General features: G+C 66.4%; 16 protein-coding genes and 1 pseudogene. 7 read left to right on the top strand and 10 right to left on the bottom strand.

The features are described from left to right. Positions 1-7 precede the first annotated feature (7 nt). Entirely contained in the window at positions 8-1024 is a 1017-nt protein-coding gene (locus ACIA76_RS14235; RefSeq protein WP_397152206.1) for a helix-turn-helix transcriptional regulator, read from the bottom strand. A gap of 163 nt (positions 1025-1187) precedes the next feature. Here ACIA76_RS14235 and ACIA76_RS14230 point away from each other — a divergent pair, with 163 nt between their 5' ends. The 3 genes from ACIA76_RS14230 to ACIA76_RS14220 all read left to right on the top strand — a co-directional run bounded on the left by ACIA76_RS14230 (position 1188) and on the right by ACIA76_RS14220 (position 3657). Then, complete coding sequence (locus tag ACIA76_RS14230) at positions 1188-2120, top strand: alpha/beta fold hydrolase (RefSeq protein ID WP_397152205.1); 933 nt, start codon at positions 1188-1190, stop codon at positions 2118-2120. Between the two features lie 373 nt (positions 2121-2493). Further along, a complete protein-coding gene (locus ACIA76_RS14225; RefSeq protein WP_397152204.1) occupies positions 2494-2916 on the top strand; it encodes a hypothetical protein in 423 nt (140 codons plus the stop codon). A gap of 456 nt (positions 2917-3372) precedes the next feature. Then, positions 3373-3657 (top strand): hypothetical protein, encoded by a 285-nt coding sequence (locus ACIA76_RS14220; RefSeq protein ID WP_397152203.1) that lies wholly within the window; start codon positions 3373-3375, stop codon positions 3655-3657. 73 nt (positions 3658-3730) lie between these two features. Here ACIA76_RS14220 and dnaB read toward each other — a convergent pair whose 3' ends face one another. From dnaB to rpsF, 5 genes are all read right to left on the bottom strand, one after another. Continuing rightward, positions 3731-6361 carry a replicative DNA helicase gene (gene dnaB / locus ACIA76_RS14215; protein ID WP_397152202.1) on the bottom strand — a complete coding sequence of 877 codons (2631 nt, stop codon included), beginning with the start codon at positions 6359-6361 and terminating at the stop codon, positions 3731-3733. A gap of 784 nt (positions 6362-7145) precedes the next feature. Continuing rightward, on the bottom strand, positions 7146-7601 hold the full coding sequence (rplI, locus tag ACIA76_RS14210; RefSeq protein WP_397152201.1) for a 50S ribosomal protein L9: 456 nt from the start codon (positions 7599-7601) through the stop codon (positions 7146-7148). A 17-nt stretch (positions 7602-7618) separates the two neighbouring features. Further along, positions 7619-7870, bottom strand: a complete 252-nt coding sequence (gene rpsR / locus ACIA76_RS14205) for a 30S ribosomal protein S18 (RefSeq protein WP_068002859.1) — start codon at positions 7868-7870, stop codon at positions 7619-7621. Between the two features lie 55 nt (positions 7871-7925). Next, complete coding sequence (locus tag ACIA76_RS14200; RefSeq protein WP_397152200.1) at positions 7926-8462, bottom strand: single-stranded DNA-binding protein; 537 nt, start codon at positions 8460-8462, stop codon at positions 7926-7928. A gap of 103 nt (positions 8463-8565) precedes the next feature. Continuing rightward, positions 8566-8856 (bottom strand): 30S ribosomal protein S6, encoded by a 291-nt coding sequence (rpsF, locus tag ACIA76_RS14195; protein WP_397152199.1) that lies wholly within the window; start codon positions 8854-8856, stop codon positions 8566-8568. A gap of 173 nt (positions 8857-9029) precedes the next feature. Between rpsF and ACIA76_RS14190 the strand changes: the two genes are divergently transcribed. Further along, the gene (locus ACIA76_RS14190; protein WP_397152198.1) at positions 9030-10409 is read left to right on the top strand and encodes a hypothetical protein; all 1380 of its coding nucleotides are present in this window, start codon (positions 9030-9032) and stop codon (positions 10407-10409) included. A gap of 65 nt (positions 10410-10474) precedes the next feature. On the opposite strand, the pseudogene ACIA76_RS14185 reads toward ACIA76_RS14190, so the two are convergent. Then, positions 10475-10822: pseudogene (locus ACIA76_RS14185) on the bottom strand (MerR family transcriptional regulator); the annotation flags it as partial. A 48-nt stretch (positions 10823-10870) separates the two neighbouring features. On the opposite strand from ACIA76_RS14185, the gene ACIA76_RS14180 reads away from it, so the two are divergent. The 3 genes from ACIA76_RS14180 to ACIA76_RS14170 all read left to right on the top strand — a co-directional run bounded on the left by ACIA76_RS14180 (position 10871) and on the right by ACIA76_RS14170 (position 13270). Further along, on the top strand, positions 10871-11968 hold the full coding sequence (locus ACIA76_RS14180; RefSeq protein ID WP_397152197.1) for an alkene reductase: 1098 nt from the start codon (positions 10871-10873) through the stop codon (positions 11966-11968). 120 nt (positions 11969-12088) lie between these two features. Continuing rightward, complete coding sequence (locus ACIA76_RS14175; protein ID WP_397152196.1) at positions 12089-12805, top strand: DUF2637 domain-containing protein; 717 nt, start codon at positions 12089-12091, stop codon at positions 12803-12805. 42 nt (positions 12806-12847) lie between these two features. Beyond that, positions 12848-13270, top strand: a complete 423-nt coding sequence (locus ACIA76_RS14170; protein ID WP_397152195.1) for a hypothetical protein — start codon at positions 12848-12850, stop codon at positions 13268-13270. Positions 13271-13273: 3 nt separating this feature from the next. On the opposite strand, the gene ACIA76_RS14165 is transcribed toward ACIA76_RS14170, so the two are convergent. The 3 genes from ACIA76_RS14165 to ACIA76_RS14155 are packed head-to-tail and all read right to left on the bottom strand — an operon-like array spanning position 13274 to position 18320. Then, positions 13274-14026 carry an isocitrate lyase/phosphoenolpyruvate mutase family protein gene (locus tag ACIA76_RS14165; RefSeq protein ID WP_397152194.1) on the bottom strand — a complete coding sequence of 251 codons (753 nt, stop codon included), beginning with the start codon at positions 14024-14026 and terminating at the stop codon, positions 13274-13276. A gap of 38 nt (positions 14027-14064) precedes the next feature. Next, the gene (locus ACIA76_RS14160) at positions 14065-15762 is read right to left on the bottom strand and encodes a glycosyltransferase family 87 protein (protein ID WP_397152570.1); all 1698 of its coding nucleotides are present in this window, start codon (positions 15760-15762) and stop codon (positions 14065-14067) included. 26 nt (positions 15763-15788) lie between these two features. Beyond that, positions 15789-18320, bottom strand: coding sequence for a transglycosylase domain-containing protein (locus ACIA76_RS14155; RefSeq protein ID WP_397152193.1), 2532 nt, complete (start codon positions 18318-18320; stop codon positions 15789-15791). Between the last annotated feature and the right edge of the window lie 159 nt (positions 18321-18479).

Below are 18479 nucleotides of genomic sequence, written 5' to 3'. Positions count from 1 at the left end.
GAAGACATCACTGACATCTTGTGTCAGCGAATTCGTCTTTCTCACACGCTCTTTCGCCGTGGTAGGTGCGGACCAGAGCGGCGGCGATCTCGCTCATGTGCTGCCGCAGGGCGGCCGGGCCGAGGACCTCGGCATCCGCGCCGAGGCGTAGCACCAGACCCGCTGTGTGCTCGATGGTTTCCAGGGGGATCTCCACGACGGACCATCCGTCCGGCTCGATGCGGGCGGTGTCGCGTGCGGCGCGTACCAGATCCGGATCGAGCAGATGGTCGAGGCGACTCAGCACGTGTGCCGACATCCGCACCGTGGCTGTTCCCTGTCGGCGGCGGGTGTCGAACTCGTCGAGATAGTCCTGCCAGTACCGTGCCAGGTCGAATTCGCCGGGGTGCTCGAAGGTTTCGTCGAGTATCCGCAGCGTGACAATCTGCGACACCCGATAGGTCCGGATGACCGCTCCGGCCGCGGCCACGAGATACCAGCGGCCGGATTTGAGGACCAGGCCGTAGGGGGCGAGGGTGCGTCGCGCTTGTCGAGGATCGGCCCAGCGCCGGTATCCGATGCGAAGGCGGCGTTGATTCCACACCGCCTCCACCACGGCGGGCAGGTGCGCGAGGTCCTCCTGGAGGGTGTACCACTCGACGGTATCGAGGTGGAATCGTTGTGAAATTCGTCCGGCCGGTGCACGCACCTGTTCCGGCAGCGCCGCCATCAGTTTCCGCTGGGCGGTGGTCAGCATCGCTCCCAACCCCAGATCGGCGGCCGGACCCGGTAATCCGGACAGGGACAGGGCCTCTGCCTCGTCGGCCGTCATTCCGGTCAGCCGCGTCTGGTAGCCGTCGAGCAACCGGTAGCCGCCGTCGTGGCCGGCCTCGCTGTAGAACGGAATGCCCGCGAGGCTCAACGACTCCATATCGCGATAGACCGTACGAACCGACACCTCCAACTCTCGCGCCAACTGACCCGCCGTCATCCGCCCTCGCGTCTGCAGCAGCAACACGATGGACAGCAACCTGCTCGCACGCACCACCTCAGTCTGGCAACCACCACCGACAGCGAGTCCGTCGCGACCATCGCTACCGCACCGAATGTGATGCGCGCCACGAGATGCCGCGCGTCTTCACTGACAACATCTGTCAGTAGTCCGCTCCTACCGTGTGATCCGACCGAAACGACCACCGGAGGACCGAATGATCGCGGCAACCGAAACCTTCGACGGCACCTGGCCTTTCCCCGCCAGCTTCACCGAAGCGGCCGCATTCCGGCAGCACTACATCGACGTCGGCCCCCGCCACGGAGAGCCGATCGTGCTCCTGCACGGGGAACCGACCTGGGGATATCTGTGGCGGCACCTCATCGGCCCACTGTCGCGCACCCGGCGCGTGATCGTTCCCGACCACATGGGATTCGGCAAGAGCGCCACCCCCGTCGACCGCGGCTACCTGGCGGCCGAGCATATCGACAACCTCAACACGCTACTTGCTCGCGAACTCGACCTCACCGACATCACACTGGTCATGCACGATTGGGGCGGCCCGATCGGCACCGGATTCGCACTGCGCCACCCCGACCGAACAGCGCGGCTCTTCGCCACCAATACCGTTGTGCCGCTGGGTCTTCCCCGATACGACGAGTTGATGGCCGCCAATATGGCCGACAGCTCCTGGTTCCGCTGGGCCGCGGCCGCGCATACCGACGGCACCCTGGAGCAGCTCCTCGGCAACGCCGGCTCCACCGTCTGCCACCTCATGCTCGCCCTGCAGACGATCACCCGGCCCGAGATCATCACTCCCACCTGGGTCCGCGCCTACTCCAGCCACTTCACCAGCCCGGCCGAATGCCGCGGCGTGATCCGCTTCCCGCACCAGCTGGTCGCCCCCGACCCCGCCGCCTCGGCGGCACCGCCGGATCCCGAGGCGGTAGCCGCACTGCGCTCGAAACCCGCAGTCCTCGTGGAAGGCATGCAGGACACCGCGCTGCTGCCGCGCCACATCATTCCGGCGTTCGAGCTCGCCTACCCGGACGCGCCGATCATCGAACTACCGCACTCCGGCCATTTCACTCCCGAGGACACACCGCACGAGCTACTGGCCGCACTCGAACTGTTCCTGCACAGCAACTAGCTGTGCATATCGAGGGGCACAGACACTGCGAACGCGCACCACCTCCGCCAACCTCGAATTCTCCTGCCCTGGGACGTAACTGGTGAAGAACACAGACCGTGTAGGGCCTCAAACCCACGCACCGGCCCTGAATGAGATGCTGGGTCAAGGTAGTTGGTGCGCTAGGGCCTGCCTCGAAGTGGTGGTCTCGAGCACTGGCGCGCGGGGTGTCACCGTGATGATGCGCTCGAGTTGTTGCCTGCGTGGACGATTCGATGCCCCCAGGTAGTGGCTCTTCGCATGTCTCGTATCAGATGACTGTCTGATTTGTCTTATTGGTTCGGTTGTGATGGGATCTGCTGTTCTGTTCATCGAACTAGGGGATGTTCTCGATATGACCGTGCGACGGTTGATCATTGGTAGTGGTGTGGCGATCGGCGTGATGGCCACGGCACTGGGGGCGGGCTCGGCATCGGCCGCCGATTTCAGACTTGATCCTGCGAAGGGCTTCGCCGGTGTATACCTCGATCACGCCGATACTGCGATGCTGGCGAACACTCCGGTGCCCGACTGGCTCAACCGGATCGCCACTCCTGACAACTCTTTCTTCAACTTGTCGGACGATTCCCGCTTGCCGCTTGTCCAGGAGCCCGACGGTTCCTTCTGGTCGCCCGCGACCGCGGCAGATGTGTGGCGAGAGGCGGCGCGGCAGCCCAACGGCAGGTTGAGCGTGTTCTGGCTCGACCCGGCTCGATACGACGGCTACTCCTTCGAGGTCCGACAGGAGGTGCCGCGGCCGGCCAGTCGCGGCCGGTGATGCCCGGATAGGCGAGAACCGATCGGGAGCACCGCCTGGCGGCGCTCCCGATCCACCACTTCGAGACAGGCCCTAACCGCCTGAAGCCGTTGGGGCATACAGAGTTAGGGTTCTATGAGCATGAAATCTCGAGTCCTCATCGGCGCTATCGGTGTGGGCGGCATGCTGTCCGGCTGCTCGACGGCACCCGGCGCGGGGCCGTCTCCGTCCACCGCCCATGAAACCGCTGCGGCCACTTCGACATCGCCCGCTCGACTTTCCCCGCCGACGGCGAATGCGACACCACCGGCTCGCAATGCCGAACCGCCGGTGAAAGTCCCCACAGACAGCGGCCCGAAACAAGGCACGTCTTCCGAGGATTCCTCGTTGACGGTCACTGGTGTGCGTACGGGGCAACACCCCGGATTCACCCGAGTCGTCTTCGACCTCGAGGGCCCCGGTAAGCCGGGTTGGTACGTGAGCTGGGTGGACAAGGCGTCGTGGGACGGATCCGGGAAGCCGATCGCGCTCAACGGGCAATCGGTTCTTCTGGTCAGTATCGACCATGCGGCGTCTGCGTTCGACGGTCCGCGGTACAAGCCCGTCTACTCGCCCGAGCCCACGATCGCCGAAGTCTTTCCAGCAGGATCGTTCGAAGGGGTGCACAGGCAGTTCATCGGCGTGAATAGCGGCCGCGTCGGATTCAACGTCACCAGTCTCACCAACCCCACCCGGCTCGTCGTCGACATCGCCGCCTCCTGACCCCGGCATACCTTACGGCAGCGGGCCACCGGTGAGCAGCGCCGGAACGGGAACCGCGCACAGAACGGCCGAGTCAGCCCCGGGCCATATCCACGAAGCGGCTCAGGTGCAGCTGGTGGGCGACGGTGATTGTCGCGGTGGGGCCGTTTCGGTGTTTGCCGAGGATGAGGTCGGCCTCGCCGCCTCGGGGGTCGTCGCGTTCGAAGGCGTCGGGGCGGTGCAGCAGGATGACCATGTCGGCGTCCTGCTCGAGGGAACCGGATTCGCGGAGGTCGGAGACCATGGGGCGCTTATCGGTTCGCTGTTCGGGGCCTCGGTTCAGCTGACTGATCGCGATGACGGGGACCTCGAGTTCCTTCGCGAGCAATTTGAGGCTTCGGGAGAATTCCGAGACTTCCTGCTGTCGGGATTCGACCTTCTTACCGGAGGTCATCAGCTGGAGGTAGTCGACCACCACGAGCCGTAGATCATGCCGCTGCTTGAGCCGGCGCGCCTTCGCCCGAATCTCCATCATGGTCATATTCGGCGAATCGTCCACGAACAGCGGCGCTTCGCTGATCTCACTCATTCGCCGCGCCAACTTGGTCCAGTCGTCATCGCTCATGCGCCCGGCACGCATATCCCCGAGTTTGATCTTCGCCTCCGCCGACAGCAGACGCATCACAATCTCGGTCCGGCTCATTTCCAGCGAGAAGATGACACTCGCCAGGCCGTGCTTGATCGAACAGCTCCGCATGAAATCCATGCCGAGGGTGGAGTTGTGCGTCGGAATCATCGAGCGACCGGCAAGATACAGATGTTCGGCGTTGTCGACCTCGACGCAGCGCACCGGCACAATCCGGATCCGTCTGACATCCACGATGTATCGAGCCCCGGATCGGACAGTGCGGTTATCGGCCCGACGTTGCTTGTGCAGCAGATGCTTTCGATGCAGGCCGAATACGTCGTCCGCCGTCGCGAAGGTGAGTGTGTATGCGGTCGAGGTCGATTCGGTGCGGCCGCGCACCTTCTTCGTGGTGACGCCGCACCGATAGCCGAGACTGACGATCAATTCCTCGACATCACGAGCCAAACGCTCGTTGGTGACGGTGAATTGGACCGAGCCACCGTGCGTCACGGTTCCGTCGGTGTCCAGCAGGCCCGCCAGCAGATCGCGGCGCTGCCGCTCCGACGCTCGCAGGTAGTCCGTCGGGATGTGCTTGTCCGCCAGCACTCCGATGGTCCGGAGACGAGCCTGCACGGAACCGATCGAGTTGCGGCAGTGCTGGCAGAGGCGAAGCCCGATCGATGACCCGCCGCAGTTCGGGCAGACCGGTCGGGGCATGGGCTGCGATACGAAACGCGCCTTCCCGCCACACGACCGCCCGCAGGTCTCGACTTCACTTGTGAAGGGTACGAATTCGATGCCACACACCACGCACTCGCGCGGCGCTCTCATTTCATCGGCAGGCAGTTGGAGGCTGTACCGCAGCGTGGCCGTCTCCGAGGGGACCGCGACGATACCCTCGCCCTCGATGCGAGCGATGATTTCTGGATCGGCGGTAGTCAATTGGGCGGCTGCCGCGGTGCCGTCACCCAGCCACGCTCCGAGGGTGTAGGGCGGCACCAGCAGATCGCGGTTCGGTAGCTGCAGCGGTTCGGTATTGGCCACCGAATGGTTGATCCGGCGATCGGCCGTCTCGCAGCGCAGAGTGGCCGCGATCTCCGCTGTCGTTCGAACTGTCGCGAACGTCCGCTGATTTCGATAGCGGTTGCGCCCACTGGCCGCCTGTTGCGCGGATCTCCGCGATGCACGGGTCTCGGTGAGCCACTGGTGCTGCTCGTCGGCGACGATGACTGTGCCGTCGGAGAATTCGATCTCGTAGCAAGGGCGGTCGGTGAGGACTTCGGTGGCCGCCACGACACGGGTGGGGCGGCCGTGCGCGTCGAGCAGATGGTCTCCGACGACCACCTCGCCCATGGTGGTCCAGCCGGTGGGGGTGGGCAGTGGAGTGTCGAGGGCCAATGCCTTACCGACGCCAGGACGCGCGGCCACGATGATCATCTGGCCCGGATGCAGGCCGTTGGTGATCTCGTCGAGTTCGGTGAAGCCGGTGGGGACGCCCAGGGACATGCCGCCGCGACTGGCGATGGAGTCGATCTCGTCCATCGTGGGCTGGAGCAGTTCCTCGAGGGGGAGGAAGTCGTCGCTGGAGCGGCGCTCGGTGACCTCGTAGATCTCGGCCTGGGCTCGGTCGACGACCTCGGCGACATCCTGGCCGTCGGAGCCCGCGTAGCCGTACTGGACGATGCGGGTGCCGGCCTCGACCAGGCGGCGCAGGATTGCCTTCTCCGCAACGATTTCCGCGTAGTAGGAGGCGTTGGCGGCGGTGGGGACGGTCTGGGTCAGAGTGACCAGATAGGGCGGACCACCGATGCGCTTGAGCTCGCCGCGGCGGTCGAGGGTCGCGCTGACGGTGACCGGGTCGGCGGGTTCGCCGCGGCCGTAGAGGTCCAGGACGGCGTCGTAGACGGCCTGGTGTGCGGGGCGGTAGAAGTCGCCGGGGCGCAGGACCTCCACCACATCGGCGATGGCGTCCTTGGACAGCAGCATGCCACCCAGCACCGACTGTTCGGCCGCCATATCGTGCGGCGGCTGGCGACCGAAATCCTCACCGGGGGAGTCCGAGTAGTCCGAGTGTCCGCGATCGTCGACGACTGCCACCAGCTCGACCGTCCTCTCTCATCACGCCCGGTTCCGAGGCTATCGATGTCTCGTTGTACGCCCGGGGTACGACACGTTGCGGTTCTGCGCCGGGCCGAACGACACCGGTTGCGGCGGCCTCGTTGCGCTGGGCAGCAAACCGATGGTGTGCACGGTGGAGAACACGGAACGCGACACTCCGAGGCGTCGGACCACGACACCGGGAAGAACTCTAGGGACCGAACTGGGGACTACCAAACCGAAATGTGCACACGTCTGTGGATAGTCTGGGGACAGTTCACCTGCCGTTGTGCAGCCCCTGTGTACTACCTGGGGAAAACGTGCGCCAATTCACTGATATCAGCAGATAGCGGCCCATTTTCGAAGATATCCACCTGTGGATCGATAACGCCTCGGCGTGTCGTTCAAGATGAACGGCCGGGCGTGTTGGGTTAACAGTGCTCTCGTCGTTTATGGCGTGGATCACAATACGGGTGGTCGGTTCTGAAAGTTGTCCCCAAACCGTCCCGAACTGGGGTTGAACCGGATTCCGGCAAGTTCGAGTCGGTGACACCAGCGTGCAGCGATAAGAGAGTTAACTAATAGCTATCCCGGCGAAAAGCGTGCCGGGAACTAAAGGTGTGGCATGCCGGGGACTAAAGGTGGGGCTAAAGGTGCGGCATGCCGGGAACTAAAGGTGGGGCATGCCCGGACTCAAAGGTGGCTCGTTGGGGCGAAAAGGCGCAGCCGAAGGCCACCCTCGGGATTGCGAGGGTGGCCTTCGAACGAATTCGCGCCGGCCGTATTACCCGGCGGCGAGAACCTGCAGGTCGACCTTGGCGATCACGTCGGGGTGCAGGTGCACCACGATGTCGTGCTTGCCGGTGGTCTTGATGTGCGCCTTCGGCAGCTCGATGCTGCGCTTGTCGACGACCGGGCCACCGGCCGTCTTGATGGCGCCCGCGACGTCGGCCGTGGTGACCGAGCCGAACAGCTTGCCGCTGCCGGCGGTCTTCACCGACAGCGACACGCCGGTCAGGCCCTCGAGGGCCTGCTTGAGCTCATTGGCGTGGTCCAGGTCGCGCACGCGACGGGCGTCCTGCGCCCGACGGATGCCCTCGACCTGCTTCTGCGCGCCCTTGGTGGCGGGAATCGCCAGGCCGCGCGGCAGCAGGAAGTTACGGCCGTAACCGTCCTTGACCTCGACGGTGTCGCCGGGGGCGCCGAGGTTGTCCACATCAGCGGTCAGAATCAGCTTCATCGTGTTCCTCCCGTTCCTCAGCGAGCCGTGGACACGTACGGCAGCAGCGCCACTTCGCGGCTGTTCTTCACCGCGACGGCGATATCCCGCTGGTGCTGCACGCAGTTGCCGGTGACACGACGGGCACGAATCTTGCCGCGGTCACTGACGTACTTGCGCAGCAGCGCGGTGTCCTTGTAGTCGATATTGACCGTGCCCGTCTTGCTTTCCTTGCAGAAGGTGCACGCCTTCTTCTTCAGCACCTTTTCGCGCGCCGGTGCTTTGGCCATTGTCTTACTCCGTTACGCCTGGGAGCCGTGCGTGGCTCCTTATGAAAGCCGTTGTCTAGAACGGCGGTTCGTCGTCTGTGCCGCCCCCGAAGGAGCCGGCCGCGGGGGCGCTGCCCCAGGGATCGTCGCCGGCGCTCTGTCCGCCGCGACCACCACCACTGGGACCGCTGAAACCCCCACCACTCCCACCGGAATTGCCACTGAAACCGCCGCCGCCACCACCGCCGCGGGTGGTCTTGGCGACCTTGGCGGTGGCATACCGCAGCGAGGGACCGACCTCGTCGACCTCGAGCTCGACGACCGTGCGCTTCTCACCCTCACGGGTTTCGTAGGAGCGCTGCTTGAGTCGTCCGCTCACGATCACGCGAGAGCCTCGGGTCAGGCTCTCGGCGACATTCTCCGCAGCTTCACGCCAAATGTTGCAGCGCAGGAAGAGTGCTTCGCCGTCTTTCCATTCGTTGCTGTTCCGGTCGAACACGCGCGGTGTCGACGCGACGGTGAAATTCGCCACCGCCGCCCCCGCGGGCGTGAATCGAAGCTCCGGATCGGCCGTCAAATTCCCGATGACGGTGATGACCGTGTCGCCTGCCATGGTTCCTCCTGGTCTCCGGTGCAGTCCGCAGTGCACTCGCCTGTTGCGCTAGAGCCTAGAGACAGGCACCGACGACTACGAGTGTCTATGCGGGGAGGGGGGATTACTTCTTGTCGTTGCGCAGCACCTTGGTGCGCAGCACCGACTCGTTCAGCCCCAGCTGACGGTCCAGCTCACTCACCGTGGCGGGCTCTGCGGTCAGATCGACGACCGCGTAGATGCCTTCGCTCTGCTTCAAGATCTCATAGGCCAGACGACGGCGGCCCCACAGATCGACCTTGTCGATCTTGCCACCCTGCTGGGAGACCACACTGAGCATCTTGTCCAGGTTCGGACCGACGGTGCGCTCGTCCAGGTTCGGATCGAGAATGACCATCACTTCGTAATGACGCACGGGAACCCATCACCTCCTGTGGACTGTGAACGGCCCACGGACGTTCCGTGGGCAGGAGGGTCGTTGCGTCAGCAACCCGACAAGGCTACATGAACGGGTTCCGACCAGCGAAATCGATCCCCACCGGAGAGGTATACCGGCGTCGACGGGGTATGCCACTTATCGTGGTGCCCATGCCGAACCGACCCCCGCCTCGACCCCTCGCCGGTGTCGCCGCGGGCCGGATCGCCGCCGTCGCCGCGACCGTGCTCTGCGGGGTGACGCTGGTGTTCGCCTACCTGAACAAGGCCCGCTGCGCGGGCGGCCCCTACACCGTCGACGGCCGCAGCGAGCTGTTCGACCGGATCAAGGATGCGCGGGTCTGCTACTCCGATATCCAGTACCTGTGGCTGGGCCGCGATATCAACGAACATGTCTTCCCCTATATCAACGGCGGCATCACTCCCGACGGCACGCTGACCGGCGGGGCCGTGGAGTATCCGGTGCTCAGCGGGTTGCTGATGTGGCTCGGCGCGACCGGGGCGCATGACGACGCGGCCTTCCTGTTGCATTCGGCGTTGCTGCTCGCGCCGTTCGCGCTGCTGACGGCGTGGCTGCTGGGGCGGATGTCGGGCGCGGCCGCGCTGCTGTGGGCGGCGGGTCCGCCGCTGGTGCTCTACGCCTTCCACAACTGGGAACTGCCCGTGGTGTGCACGTCGGTGGCGGCGGTGTACGTGGTGACCACGCTGACCCGATATTCGTTGCGCACCAGGGGGATCGCCGCCGCGGTGCTGTTGGGGATCGGCTTCTGTCTGAAGCTGTATCCGGGCATCTTCGTCGTGCCGCTCGCGCTGTATGTCCTGGTCGGCGAGTGGGGCCGCATCCACCCGCGGCGCTATGACGTGCGCGGTGCGCTGGCCGTGCTGGGTGCCGCGCTGGCGACGGTGGTGGTGATCAATCTGCCGTTCGCGCTGGCTGGCTACGACGGCTGGCGGGCCTCGATCACCTTCCAGCAGTTGCGCCAGGCCGACATCACCACGAATTCGATCTGGTACTGGGGACTTCGGCCGATGTTCGGCCAGACGCCGGGCAGTGAGGCCTCGTTCCAGGAGGTGGTCTCGACCGCGTCGCCGATGCTGGTGCTGGCGGCGTTCGCGCTGGCGCTCTGGCTGGGTTGGCGGCGCTTTCAGCGCACCGGGACGTTCCCCTGGGTCGGGGTGAGCGGGGCGATGCTGTGTGGATTCCTGTTGTTCCACAAGGTGCATTCACCGCAGTACACGCTGTGGCTGATTCCGTTCCTGGTGCTGCTCGAGGTGCCCTGGACCGCGGTCGGGTGCTATCTGCTGGCGGATGCCGCCATCGGCATCGGCGTGTTCCGCTACTTCTATGCCCTGGGCATGGGGGAGCCGGCGCATGTCCAGGAGAACATCGTGCAGTTCGGGGTGTGGGGGCGCGCGCTGCTGCTGGTGGTGTTCTACTTCGCCTTCCTGCGCGCCCGCGAGCGCGGGCGATGGAGCGGGCCCCCGCCGATCGAGCGGGCGGATACCGGCGAATTGGTCTCGGTCGCTTCCTGATTCATCGCGCCATCCGCGAAAACGGCTGCGTCGAAACTGGTTTCGGTCCAGTCGGAGTCGCCGTGCGCGGCCCGGATCACGCCGTCGAGTACTTCCCGGGCGCGGTGCAGATCCCGTAGGCAGGCGTCGATGCGATCGCGTTCGGCGGCAAGGGTTTCGGTCAGATAAGGCGTGGCCTGCGCGCTGGGCGAGCCGTCGGAATCGTGGATACAGGGCAGCAGATCGGCGAGGGTGCGGCTGTGCAGGCCCGCGGCGAACATCTCCTGGATGCGGATCACCCGATCCACCGCCGACTCCGCGTATTCGCGCTGCCCGCCTGCGGTCCGGGTGGATTCGAGTAGCCCCTGGGCCTCGTAGTAACGCAGCGATCGCACGCTCACACCGGTGCGATATGCCAGCTCACCGATCCGCACGGCGTACTCCTTGCACCTGACATTGATGTCAGGTCTTACCGTACGCCCATGTTGCTGCTGACCGACTACCGCACAGACCATCTCGCCCTGCCCAATCGGATCGTGATGGCGCCCATGACCCGTCTGCGCTCGGAGCCGGACGGTTCGCCCACCGCCGATGTCGCGGACTACTACGCGCAGCGGGCCGCGGCGGGACTCATTGTCTCCGAGGGCATCTGGCCGCACAGTACCGGCCAGAGCGAGGCCTGGGTGCCCGGCCTGCAGACCGACGGGCACGTGGCGGCGTGGCGTCGGGTGACCGAGGCCGTGCACGCGGCGGGCGGGCGAATCTTCGCCCAACTCATGCACGGTGGCCGCAAGGGGCATCCGCTGGCCCGCATCGATGGCACGCTGCCCGCGGGACCGTCGGCGGTATCCGATGCGGATGTGCTGCATCTGATCGACGGCGGTAAGGCGCCGTCGCTCATGCCGCGGGCGATGACCCGCGACGAGATCGCCGCCGCGATCGAGCGGTACGCGGCGGCGGCCCGTAATGCGCTGACCGCCGGATTCGACGGGGTCGAAATCCACGCGGCCAACAGCTATCTGGTGCATCAATTCCTCGCCGGCAACACCAATCTGCGCACCGACGAATACGGCGGCTCGCTCGTCGGTCGCATGCGATTCGCGCTGGAGGTCACCGACGCCGTTGTGGCCCAGGTGGGTTCGCGACGCACCGCGATCCGGCTCTCGCCCGGGAATCCGCAGTTCGGTATGCGCGAGGACGATCCGGCGCCGCTGTATCGGGCGCTGGTGGCGGAATTGGACCGTCGCGAGCTTGCCTATCTGAATCTGACCGACAACGACGACTATCGCGCCCTGGCCGATCTGCGTCCGCGCTGGACGGGTCCGTTGATCGCGAATGTGGGCGAGAATCGCGCGCCGACCTCCGCGGCCGCCGCCGAACGGGTGCTGCGCGCCGGTCACGCCGATCTGGTGTCGTTCGGTCGGGCCTTCATCTCGAATCCCGATCTGGTGCAGCGAATCACCGACGATCTCCCCCTCGCCCCGATTCGCGAGGACGTGCTGTACGGCCGTACCGCCGAGGGTTACACCGATTACCCGGCATGGACACCGGAGTCCGTGCGGAATGGTTCGGCGGCGTGATCCGGTAGTGGAACGCAAATCTCCGGCGACATGGGATGATTCGGGCGGTTCCGCGAAACGGGGAGCCGAAACCCACCCGGTTATCGGAATTCGGCCCGGTTGCCGCTACGCTGCCCGACTATGACCCTGATCTCATCTGAGGCGGAGTTCGCTGCCGACGCGCATATGGCGGAGCGCTGGCGTCGACCTGCCTGGATCCAGCGGGTTATCGACTTTCGACCCGGCCCGCTGCACGCGTCGGCAATCGTTTCGTGTGTGGTGGCCTACAAATCCTTCGAGATGTCCTACGCCGCATTGCACAACCTCGCGATCCGCAATCTGGTGTCGTCGGATCTGGCCGCGAATGTCCCGATAGTCACCGATGGGCTAATGGTGGGATCCATCATTGCTACGGCATCATTCCGCAAGGGCGGCATGGGATGGTGGTACGCCACGCTGCTGTTCGTGTTCTCGACGCTGCTGTCGGTGATGGGGAATATCGAATACGCCCGTGAGATCGGTGGTGACTATGTATCGATCGGTATCTATGCCGGTATGCCGATGACTATGATGTTCGCCGTGCATCTCACGCTGATGCTGTGGAGCCGACGGCAGGAACGCAAGCCGCAGCAGCTCGTTGCGCTGGTCGAATCACCGTATCCGTCCGAATTCGTCGACGAGCCGGTGTCGGATCCGGAGACCTTCTCGGTGCCGGATATGTTCGACATGTCCGACCTCCCAACGGAACCCGAGCGCAAACCCGTATCAGGGCCGTTCATCGCCGCCGCGCTGACCGAGCCGAATCGGTTCGCGCCCGCGGCGGATCACCGCCCGCTCGTCCACCTCGGTGAACGCTAGTACCCGTACAGTCCGTCCGAACTCGACCGATGGAGCCGACACATGTCGTCAAGCGTTGGGCAGTACCAGGATATGGGTCAGTATCGCGAATTGGCCGGCCGATTGGCCTCGTTGATGCAGGCCGGGCCGGAGCGGGCCGGGGCACTGAACCAGTTCATCGAGGCGGTCGCCAATCCGCAGATGTTCACCGACATGCTGATCGCCTATGCCGGGCGCTGGTTCAACGAGACCGGCGGTGCGTCGGTGCTGCTCGGGCCGGAGATGTTCTGGGCCCTGTCGGCTCCCGACGCGCCCAGCGGCAACTCGATCGCGGCGGAGATGGCGGCGTACGCGGAAATCAGTGGCGGCGAGCGCAATCGGAAGATGCTGCTGATCTGCCTGCTCGAACATCTGGCACAGAATCAGTGGCAGGCCGCCACCGCGGGCCTGTCCGAGCCGCGGATCGTCACCAACGGGCTGGTCTGAGCGTCAGTGCCAGCGCGCCAATAGCCGGTTCGCCTCGGTCGCCAGCGCCGCCTGCAGGAACGGGCCGAAACTGACTCGGGCGACACCGAGTTCGCCGAATCCGGCGCGGCCGCCCGCATCCGGCAGTGCGATGGCGTTGACCGGCAGCGGCAGCTCCGCGCACAGGCGGCGCTGCGTCTCCGGCCGGTGGCGGCCCACCGGATACAGCACATCGGCGCCCGCCTCGGCGGCCAGCCGCAGCCGCTCGATCGCGCGCTCGATACGGTCGGTGGGATCGCCGATCTCGCGCAGCAGCAGATCGGTGCGGGCGTTGACGACCATATGCACACCGGCGGCGTCCGCGGCCCGGCGCAGCTCGCCGACGAATTCGGCATGTTCGGCCGGTTCGCGCAGCCGCCCGCCCTCGCTGTGCACGGTGTCCTCGATGTTCAGCCCGACCGCACCGGCCTCGAGCAGACCGTCGATCAGCTGTTCCGGCTTCAGTCCGTAGCCGGATTCGATATCCACCGAGACGGGCAGATCCACGGCCGCGGTGATCTCGCGGATCCGGCCCATCGACTCGGCGAAGGTCATCCCCTCGCCGTCGGCCTTGCCCAGCGAGTCGGCGAGCGGATGGCTGCCGACCGTCAGGGCCGCGAATCCGGCCTCGGCCACCAGCTTCGCCGACCAGGCGTCCCAGACCGTCGGCAGGATCGCCGGATCGCCGGGGCGGTGCAGTGCGAGGAATGCGGTGGCCTTGTCGCTCAGTGCGGTCATGGCTCGATCCTTCCGCAGGGACCGGAGCCGCGCCAGGGTCAGCGCGCCGCCGTGGCCGGTTCCGGCGGCCCGAGCCGGGGGCGCAGCGCACTCGGCAGCCACGGCAGCAGCGGATCGGTCGCATGGTCCAGGATGCCGCCGACCGGATCGTCGACGCCGTCGCGGCGGACCAGATCCTCGGCGGGCCGATAGATCTGCCGCACGATCAGCAGGCAGACCACGATCACCGCGAGATCGCGCACGATCACCGCGCCGGTGAACCATTGCTCCGGCACGCCCTTCTTATCGATGCCCAGGTAGTAGTACATCCGCGGGAACCACACCAGCGCGTCGATCGTCATCCACGCCAACAGGATTCGCCGATGCGGCAGGGCCAGCACCGCCAGCGGCACCAGCCACAGCGAATACTGCGGGCTCCACACCTTGTTGGTCAGCAGGAACGCCGCCACCACCAGGAAGATCAGCTGCGCCACCCGCGGCCGCCGGGGCGCGGTCAGCCCGATGTAACCGATTGCGGCACAGGCGAGCACGAACAGCAGCAGCGAGACCGCGTTGAGCACGCCCGGGGTATCGGAGGAGGCCAGCGGCCCGTCGAAGCCCTGCCAGCCGGTGAACGAGGTGATCACGTTGTAGATCGAGTCCGGATCGGCATGCCGTTCGGTGTTGAGCCGGAAGAACTCTCGCCAGCCGTCGAAGAACGGCGCGGCGATCGGCAGATTCACCAGCAGCCAGGTCAGCCCGGCCGATACGACCGCAAGCCCGGCCGCGCGCAGCGGCCGGATCCGGGCGCCGTCCAGATACTCGCGCAGCCCCGCCATCCGTCCGGAGCCGTTGTGGCGCAGCTGTTCCCAGAGTGCGGGCAGGCGCTGGCGGCTGTCACTGCGCAGGCACAGCACCACGATCGGACCGAGCAGCAGCAGCGGATACAGCTTGGCCGCCCCGCCCAGTCCGAGCAGTACGCCCGCGAGTACGGGCCGCCGCCGCGACCACGCCAGCAGGCCGGTGGCCGCGAAAGCCGTTGCCAGCGCGTCGAAGTTGGTGAACACGTGCACGAGCACCAGCGGGGACAGCGCCACCAGCGCGGCGTCCCAGACCCGCCGCCCGGACAGTTGCGCCGAGGCCCAGACCGTCACCAGCCAGGCCATGGCCAGGCCGATCACCGCGACATTGAAGTAGACCACCACCGGCAGCGCGCCGGGCAGTCGCAGGCCCTGCCAGGCATTGGAGACCTCCATGGCCAGCCATTGGTACAGCCCCGACAGCACCGGATACTCCATGTAGCGGGTCTGTGGCTTGCCGTCGGAGCCGGTTTCGGTCCACTGCTTCTTGTACGGGAACGCGCCCTCGTTGAGATGTTCGGCGCCGTACAGCGGGACGGTGTCCGAATAGCACATGGCCACGTACTGACGGCCGTTGTTCCAGTCGAGCGTGACATGCCCCGCGCCGTCGGTGGTCTGCTGGATGCACCCGGCCTTACCGGCCCAACCCAATGCCAGGAACACCACCGCGAAGGCCAGCATGATCCGCAGCGGCGTCCAGAATCGGCTGCGCCCGATCATCGCGTGGTCGCCGACCGGGCCGCCGACGACCGTGGACAGCTGGGCGGCCAGGGAGTCGGTGCGGCTCGGCTTGTCCCGCCAGTCGGCCGATCGCAGATCGGGTGCCGGCGGTGCCGGAGACGTGGATCCGGTTGGGGTATCCCGCGTTTCGTCCCCGGCGGCCGCGTTCGTCGCCACGTGCTGCTCGATCACGGCACCCGAGGCTACCGGCGCCCGGCGTTACCGTCTCCCGCGCCCGTGGTCGGCCGGGTATTCCCGCCGGTCCCACCGGATTGCGCGGTCGACGGTGTCGAGCCGTCGGCCCCGACCACCGGCTGACCGGGCAGCGGTCCGGAGTCCGGCGCTTGCTGTTGCTGCTGGGCCTGCGGCTGCGAGCGTTGCTGCGATTGCGGATTCGGCGCCAGACCGGGCACCGGGATGCGGATGCCCGGCGCGATCTCGATCTGACTCGGGACCACTATCGACGGCGGCACGAACTCCGGCTGGGTCGACGACGGCGGGGTGTAGGGCGCGGTGAAGGACGGCACACCGGCCTGGCCGCCGATCGGCTCCGGCTTCGGGAAGTCCTGGGTGGGCGTGCCCTTGAGGGCGGCGTCCATGGTGCTCTTCCAGATGTCCGCCGGCAGGCCCGAACCGTAGATCGGGCCGCCGTTGGCGTTGATCAATCGCTCGGTTCCCTGCTCGGTGCCGACCCAGACGGCTGTGGCCAACTGGGGGGTGAAACCGACCATCCAGGCGTCGCGGTTGCCGTTGTTGTCACCGCCGGCGCCGAGCTGGGCGGTGCCGGTCTTGGCGCCGGACGGCCGGCCACCGGCCAGTCCGTGGCGCAGCGAGGACTGCGCGATCGGCTTCATGGCATCGATCAGGTTGCTGGTGACCGCCTTGGACACCCGCTGCTCACCGGCGACGGTGCCACGGTCGAGCAGGATCTGATGATCGGCCGTCTCGACCTTCTGCACGAAGTGCGGTTTGTGATACATGCCGTTGGCGGCGATGGTCGCGTAGGCCGAGGCCATGTACAGCGGTGGGACGGGGTACTCGCCCAGGACGATGCCGGGGTTCGGCACGCCGTTCTTTTCGGCGAGCGATTTACCGTCCTGGCCCGGAATCTGATCCGGAATGCCCATCTTGTGCGCCATATCGGCGATCTTCTGCGGCCCGGTCGCCTCGCCCATATCCATCTCCATGCGATAGAAGCTGGTGTTGAGCGACAACTTGAGGGCCTGGGCGATGGTGCACGTACCGCAGGCCTCGCCCTCGACGTTGGTGATCGGGATGCCGTGGTAGTTGTACGGCGAACTGTCGTACATGGTGTTCAGGCCCTTGCCCATCTCCAGGTTGGCCGCCAGGCCGAACACCTTGAACGATGAACCGGGCTGGACGCCGGGGGAGGTGGCGAAGTCGAAGCCGATGCCGTTCTCGCCGCCGTAATACGCCTTGACCGCACCGGTATTCGGATCGACCGAGACGACCGCGGTGCGCAGGTTGTCCGGCTCACCCTTCATGTTCTTCTGGGCCGCGTTGACGGCGGCCTCCTGCGCCTGCTGATCGATCGTGGTCGTGATCTGCAGGCCCTCCTTGTTGATCTGGGTGTCGGAGATACCGGCATCGGCCAGCTCCTGCATCACCTGACGCTTGATCAGTCCCTCCGGCCCCGAACTCGAGGGACCCGCCTCGTTGGCGCCGGACGGCTGCACCTTCGGATAGACCATCTTGGCGCGATCGGCGGCCGGCAGATTGCCCATCTCGACCATGCCGTTGAGCACATAGTTCCAGCGGGCCTCGGCGCCCTTGGGGTTGTTCTCCGGATCCAGGCCGTAGGGCTGCTGGATCGTGGCGGCCAGCATCGCGCCCTCTTCGACCGTCAGATCCTGGATCTTCTTGCCGAAGTACGCGTGTGCGGCCGCGTCGATGCCGAAGGTGTTGCGGCCGAAGGGAATCGTATTGAGGTAGGCGGTGAGGATGTCGTCCTTGCTCCACTGCCGCGCCATCTTGGCCGAGATCACCAGCTCGCGCATCTTGCGGCTCAGCGAGTGCTGATTGCCGACATACGCGTTCTTGACGTACTGCTGGGTGATCGTCGAGCCACCGCCGGCGCTCTCCTTGCCCATCAGGTTGTCGCGCAACGCGCGGGCGAAGCCGGGGATGGAGAAGCCGGGGTTGGTGTAGAAGGAGCGGTCCTCGGCCGCGATCACGGCATTGCGCACATGCGGCGGGATGTCGTTGATCGTCACATCGGTCCGGTTGCCCTGCGGCGGAACGATCTTGCCGATCACCGAGGTGCCGTCGGAGGCGAAGATGGTGGCGACCTGATTGGTTTTGAGATCGCCGGGCTTGGGTACCGTCACCGTGGAGTAGGCGACCAGGAAGACCGCACTGGGTACCACGATGGCCAGGGCGATCAAGACGTAGATCACCCGGCGCACGAGGCGCCACGGCGACTTCTTCTTGGTCTTGGCCTGCGGGCGTCGACCACCGGGACCACCCGGACCGTCGCCACCGCCGTTTCGGCGCGGCGGAGGGCCCGGCGGGGGCGTCGCGCCGCCGACCGGGCGACGGCCGCCGGTGTCCAGGCCGTTACGGTCGTCGGTCGGGCGCGGGCGCGCGGCCGTGCCGGATCGCGGAGCCGAAAGATTTTGTGCCGCTTGGGCGTTGGGCGCTCCAGGACCGGGCCGCTGTGGGGGCGGCGGGCCGGGGCGTCGCGGGGGCTGGCCGCCGGGACCACGCGGCGGCATGCCGCCCGGTCCGCGCGGAGGTTCGCCGCCCGGTCCGCGACCGGGCACAGGGCCGGGACCGACCCGCGGGCCGCCGCCTGTCGGCGGACCCTGACGCATCGGCGGCAGTGGCCGCGCACCAGGCGGTGGGCCGGCCGGGCGCTGAGGCGGATAACCACC

This window comes from Nocardia sp. NPDC051570 (genome assembly GCF_044454005.1).
GTDB lineage: Bacteria > Actinomycetota > Actinomycetes > Mycobacteriales > Mycobacteriaceae > Nocardia.
This window is presented reverse-complemented; position numbering and strand designations above follow the sequence as displayed.

Coding starts and splice junctions, on each gene's coding strand:
- ACIA76_RS14230 (WP_397152205.1), top strand. CDS start 1,188: ATGATCGCGGCAACCGAAACCTTCGACGGCACCTGGCCTTTCCCCGCC.
- ACIA76_RS14225 (WP_397152204.1), top strand. CDS start 2,494: ATGACCGTGCGACGGTTGATCATTGGTAGTGGTGTGGCGATCGGCGTG.
- rplI (WP_397152201.1), bottom strand. CDS start 7,601: ATGAAGCTGATTCTGACCGCTGATGTGGACAACCTCGGCGCCCCCGGC.
- rpsR (WP_068002859.1), bottom strand. CDS start 7,870: ATGGCCAAAGCACCGGCGCGCGAAAAGGTGCTGAAGAAGAAGGCGTGC.
- ACIA76_RS14200 (WP_397152200.1), bottom strand. CDS start 8,462: ATGGCAGGCGACACGGTCATCACCGTCATCGGGAATTTGACGGCCGAT.
- ACIA76_RS14190 (WP_397152198.1), top strand. CDS start 9,030: ATGCCGAACCGACCCCCGCCTCGACCCCTCGCCGGTGTCGCCGCGGGC.
- ACIA76_RS14180 (WP_397152197.1), top strand. CDS start 10,871: ATGTTGCTGCTGACCGACTACCGCACAGACCATCTCGCCCTGCCCAAT.
- ACIA76_RS14175 (WP_397152196.1), top strand. CDS start 12,089: ATGACCCTGATCTCATCTGAGGCGGAGTTCGCTGCCGACGCGCATATG.
- ACIA76_RS14170 (WP_397152195.1), top strand. CDS start 12,848: ATGTCGTCAAGCGTTGGGCAGTACCAGGATATGGGTCAGTATCGCGAA.
- ACIA76_RS14165 (WP_397152194.1), bottom strand. CDS start 14,026: ATGACCGCACTGAGCGACAAGGCCACCGCATTCCTCGCACTGCACCGC.
- ACIA76_RS14155 (WP_397152193.1), bottom strand. CDS start 18,320: ATGCCGCCGCGTGGTCCCGGCGGCCAGCCCCCGCGACGCCCCGGCCCG.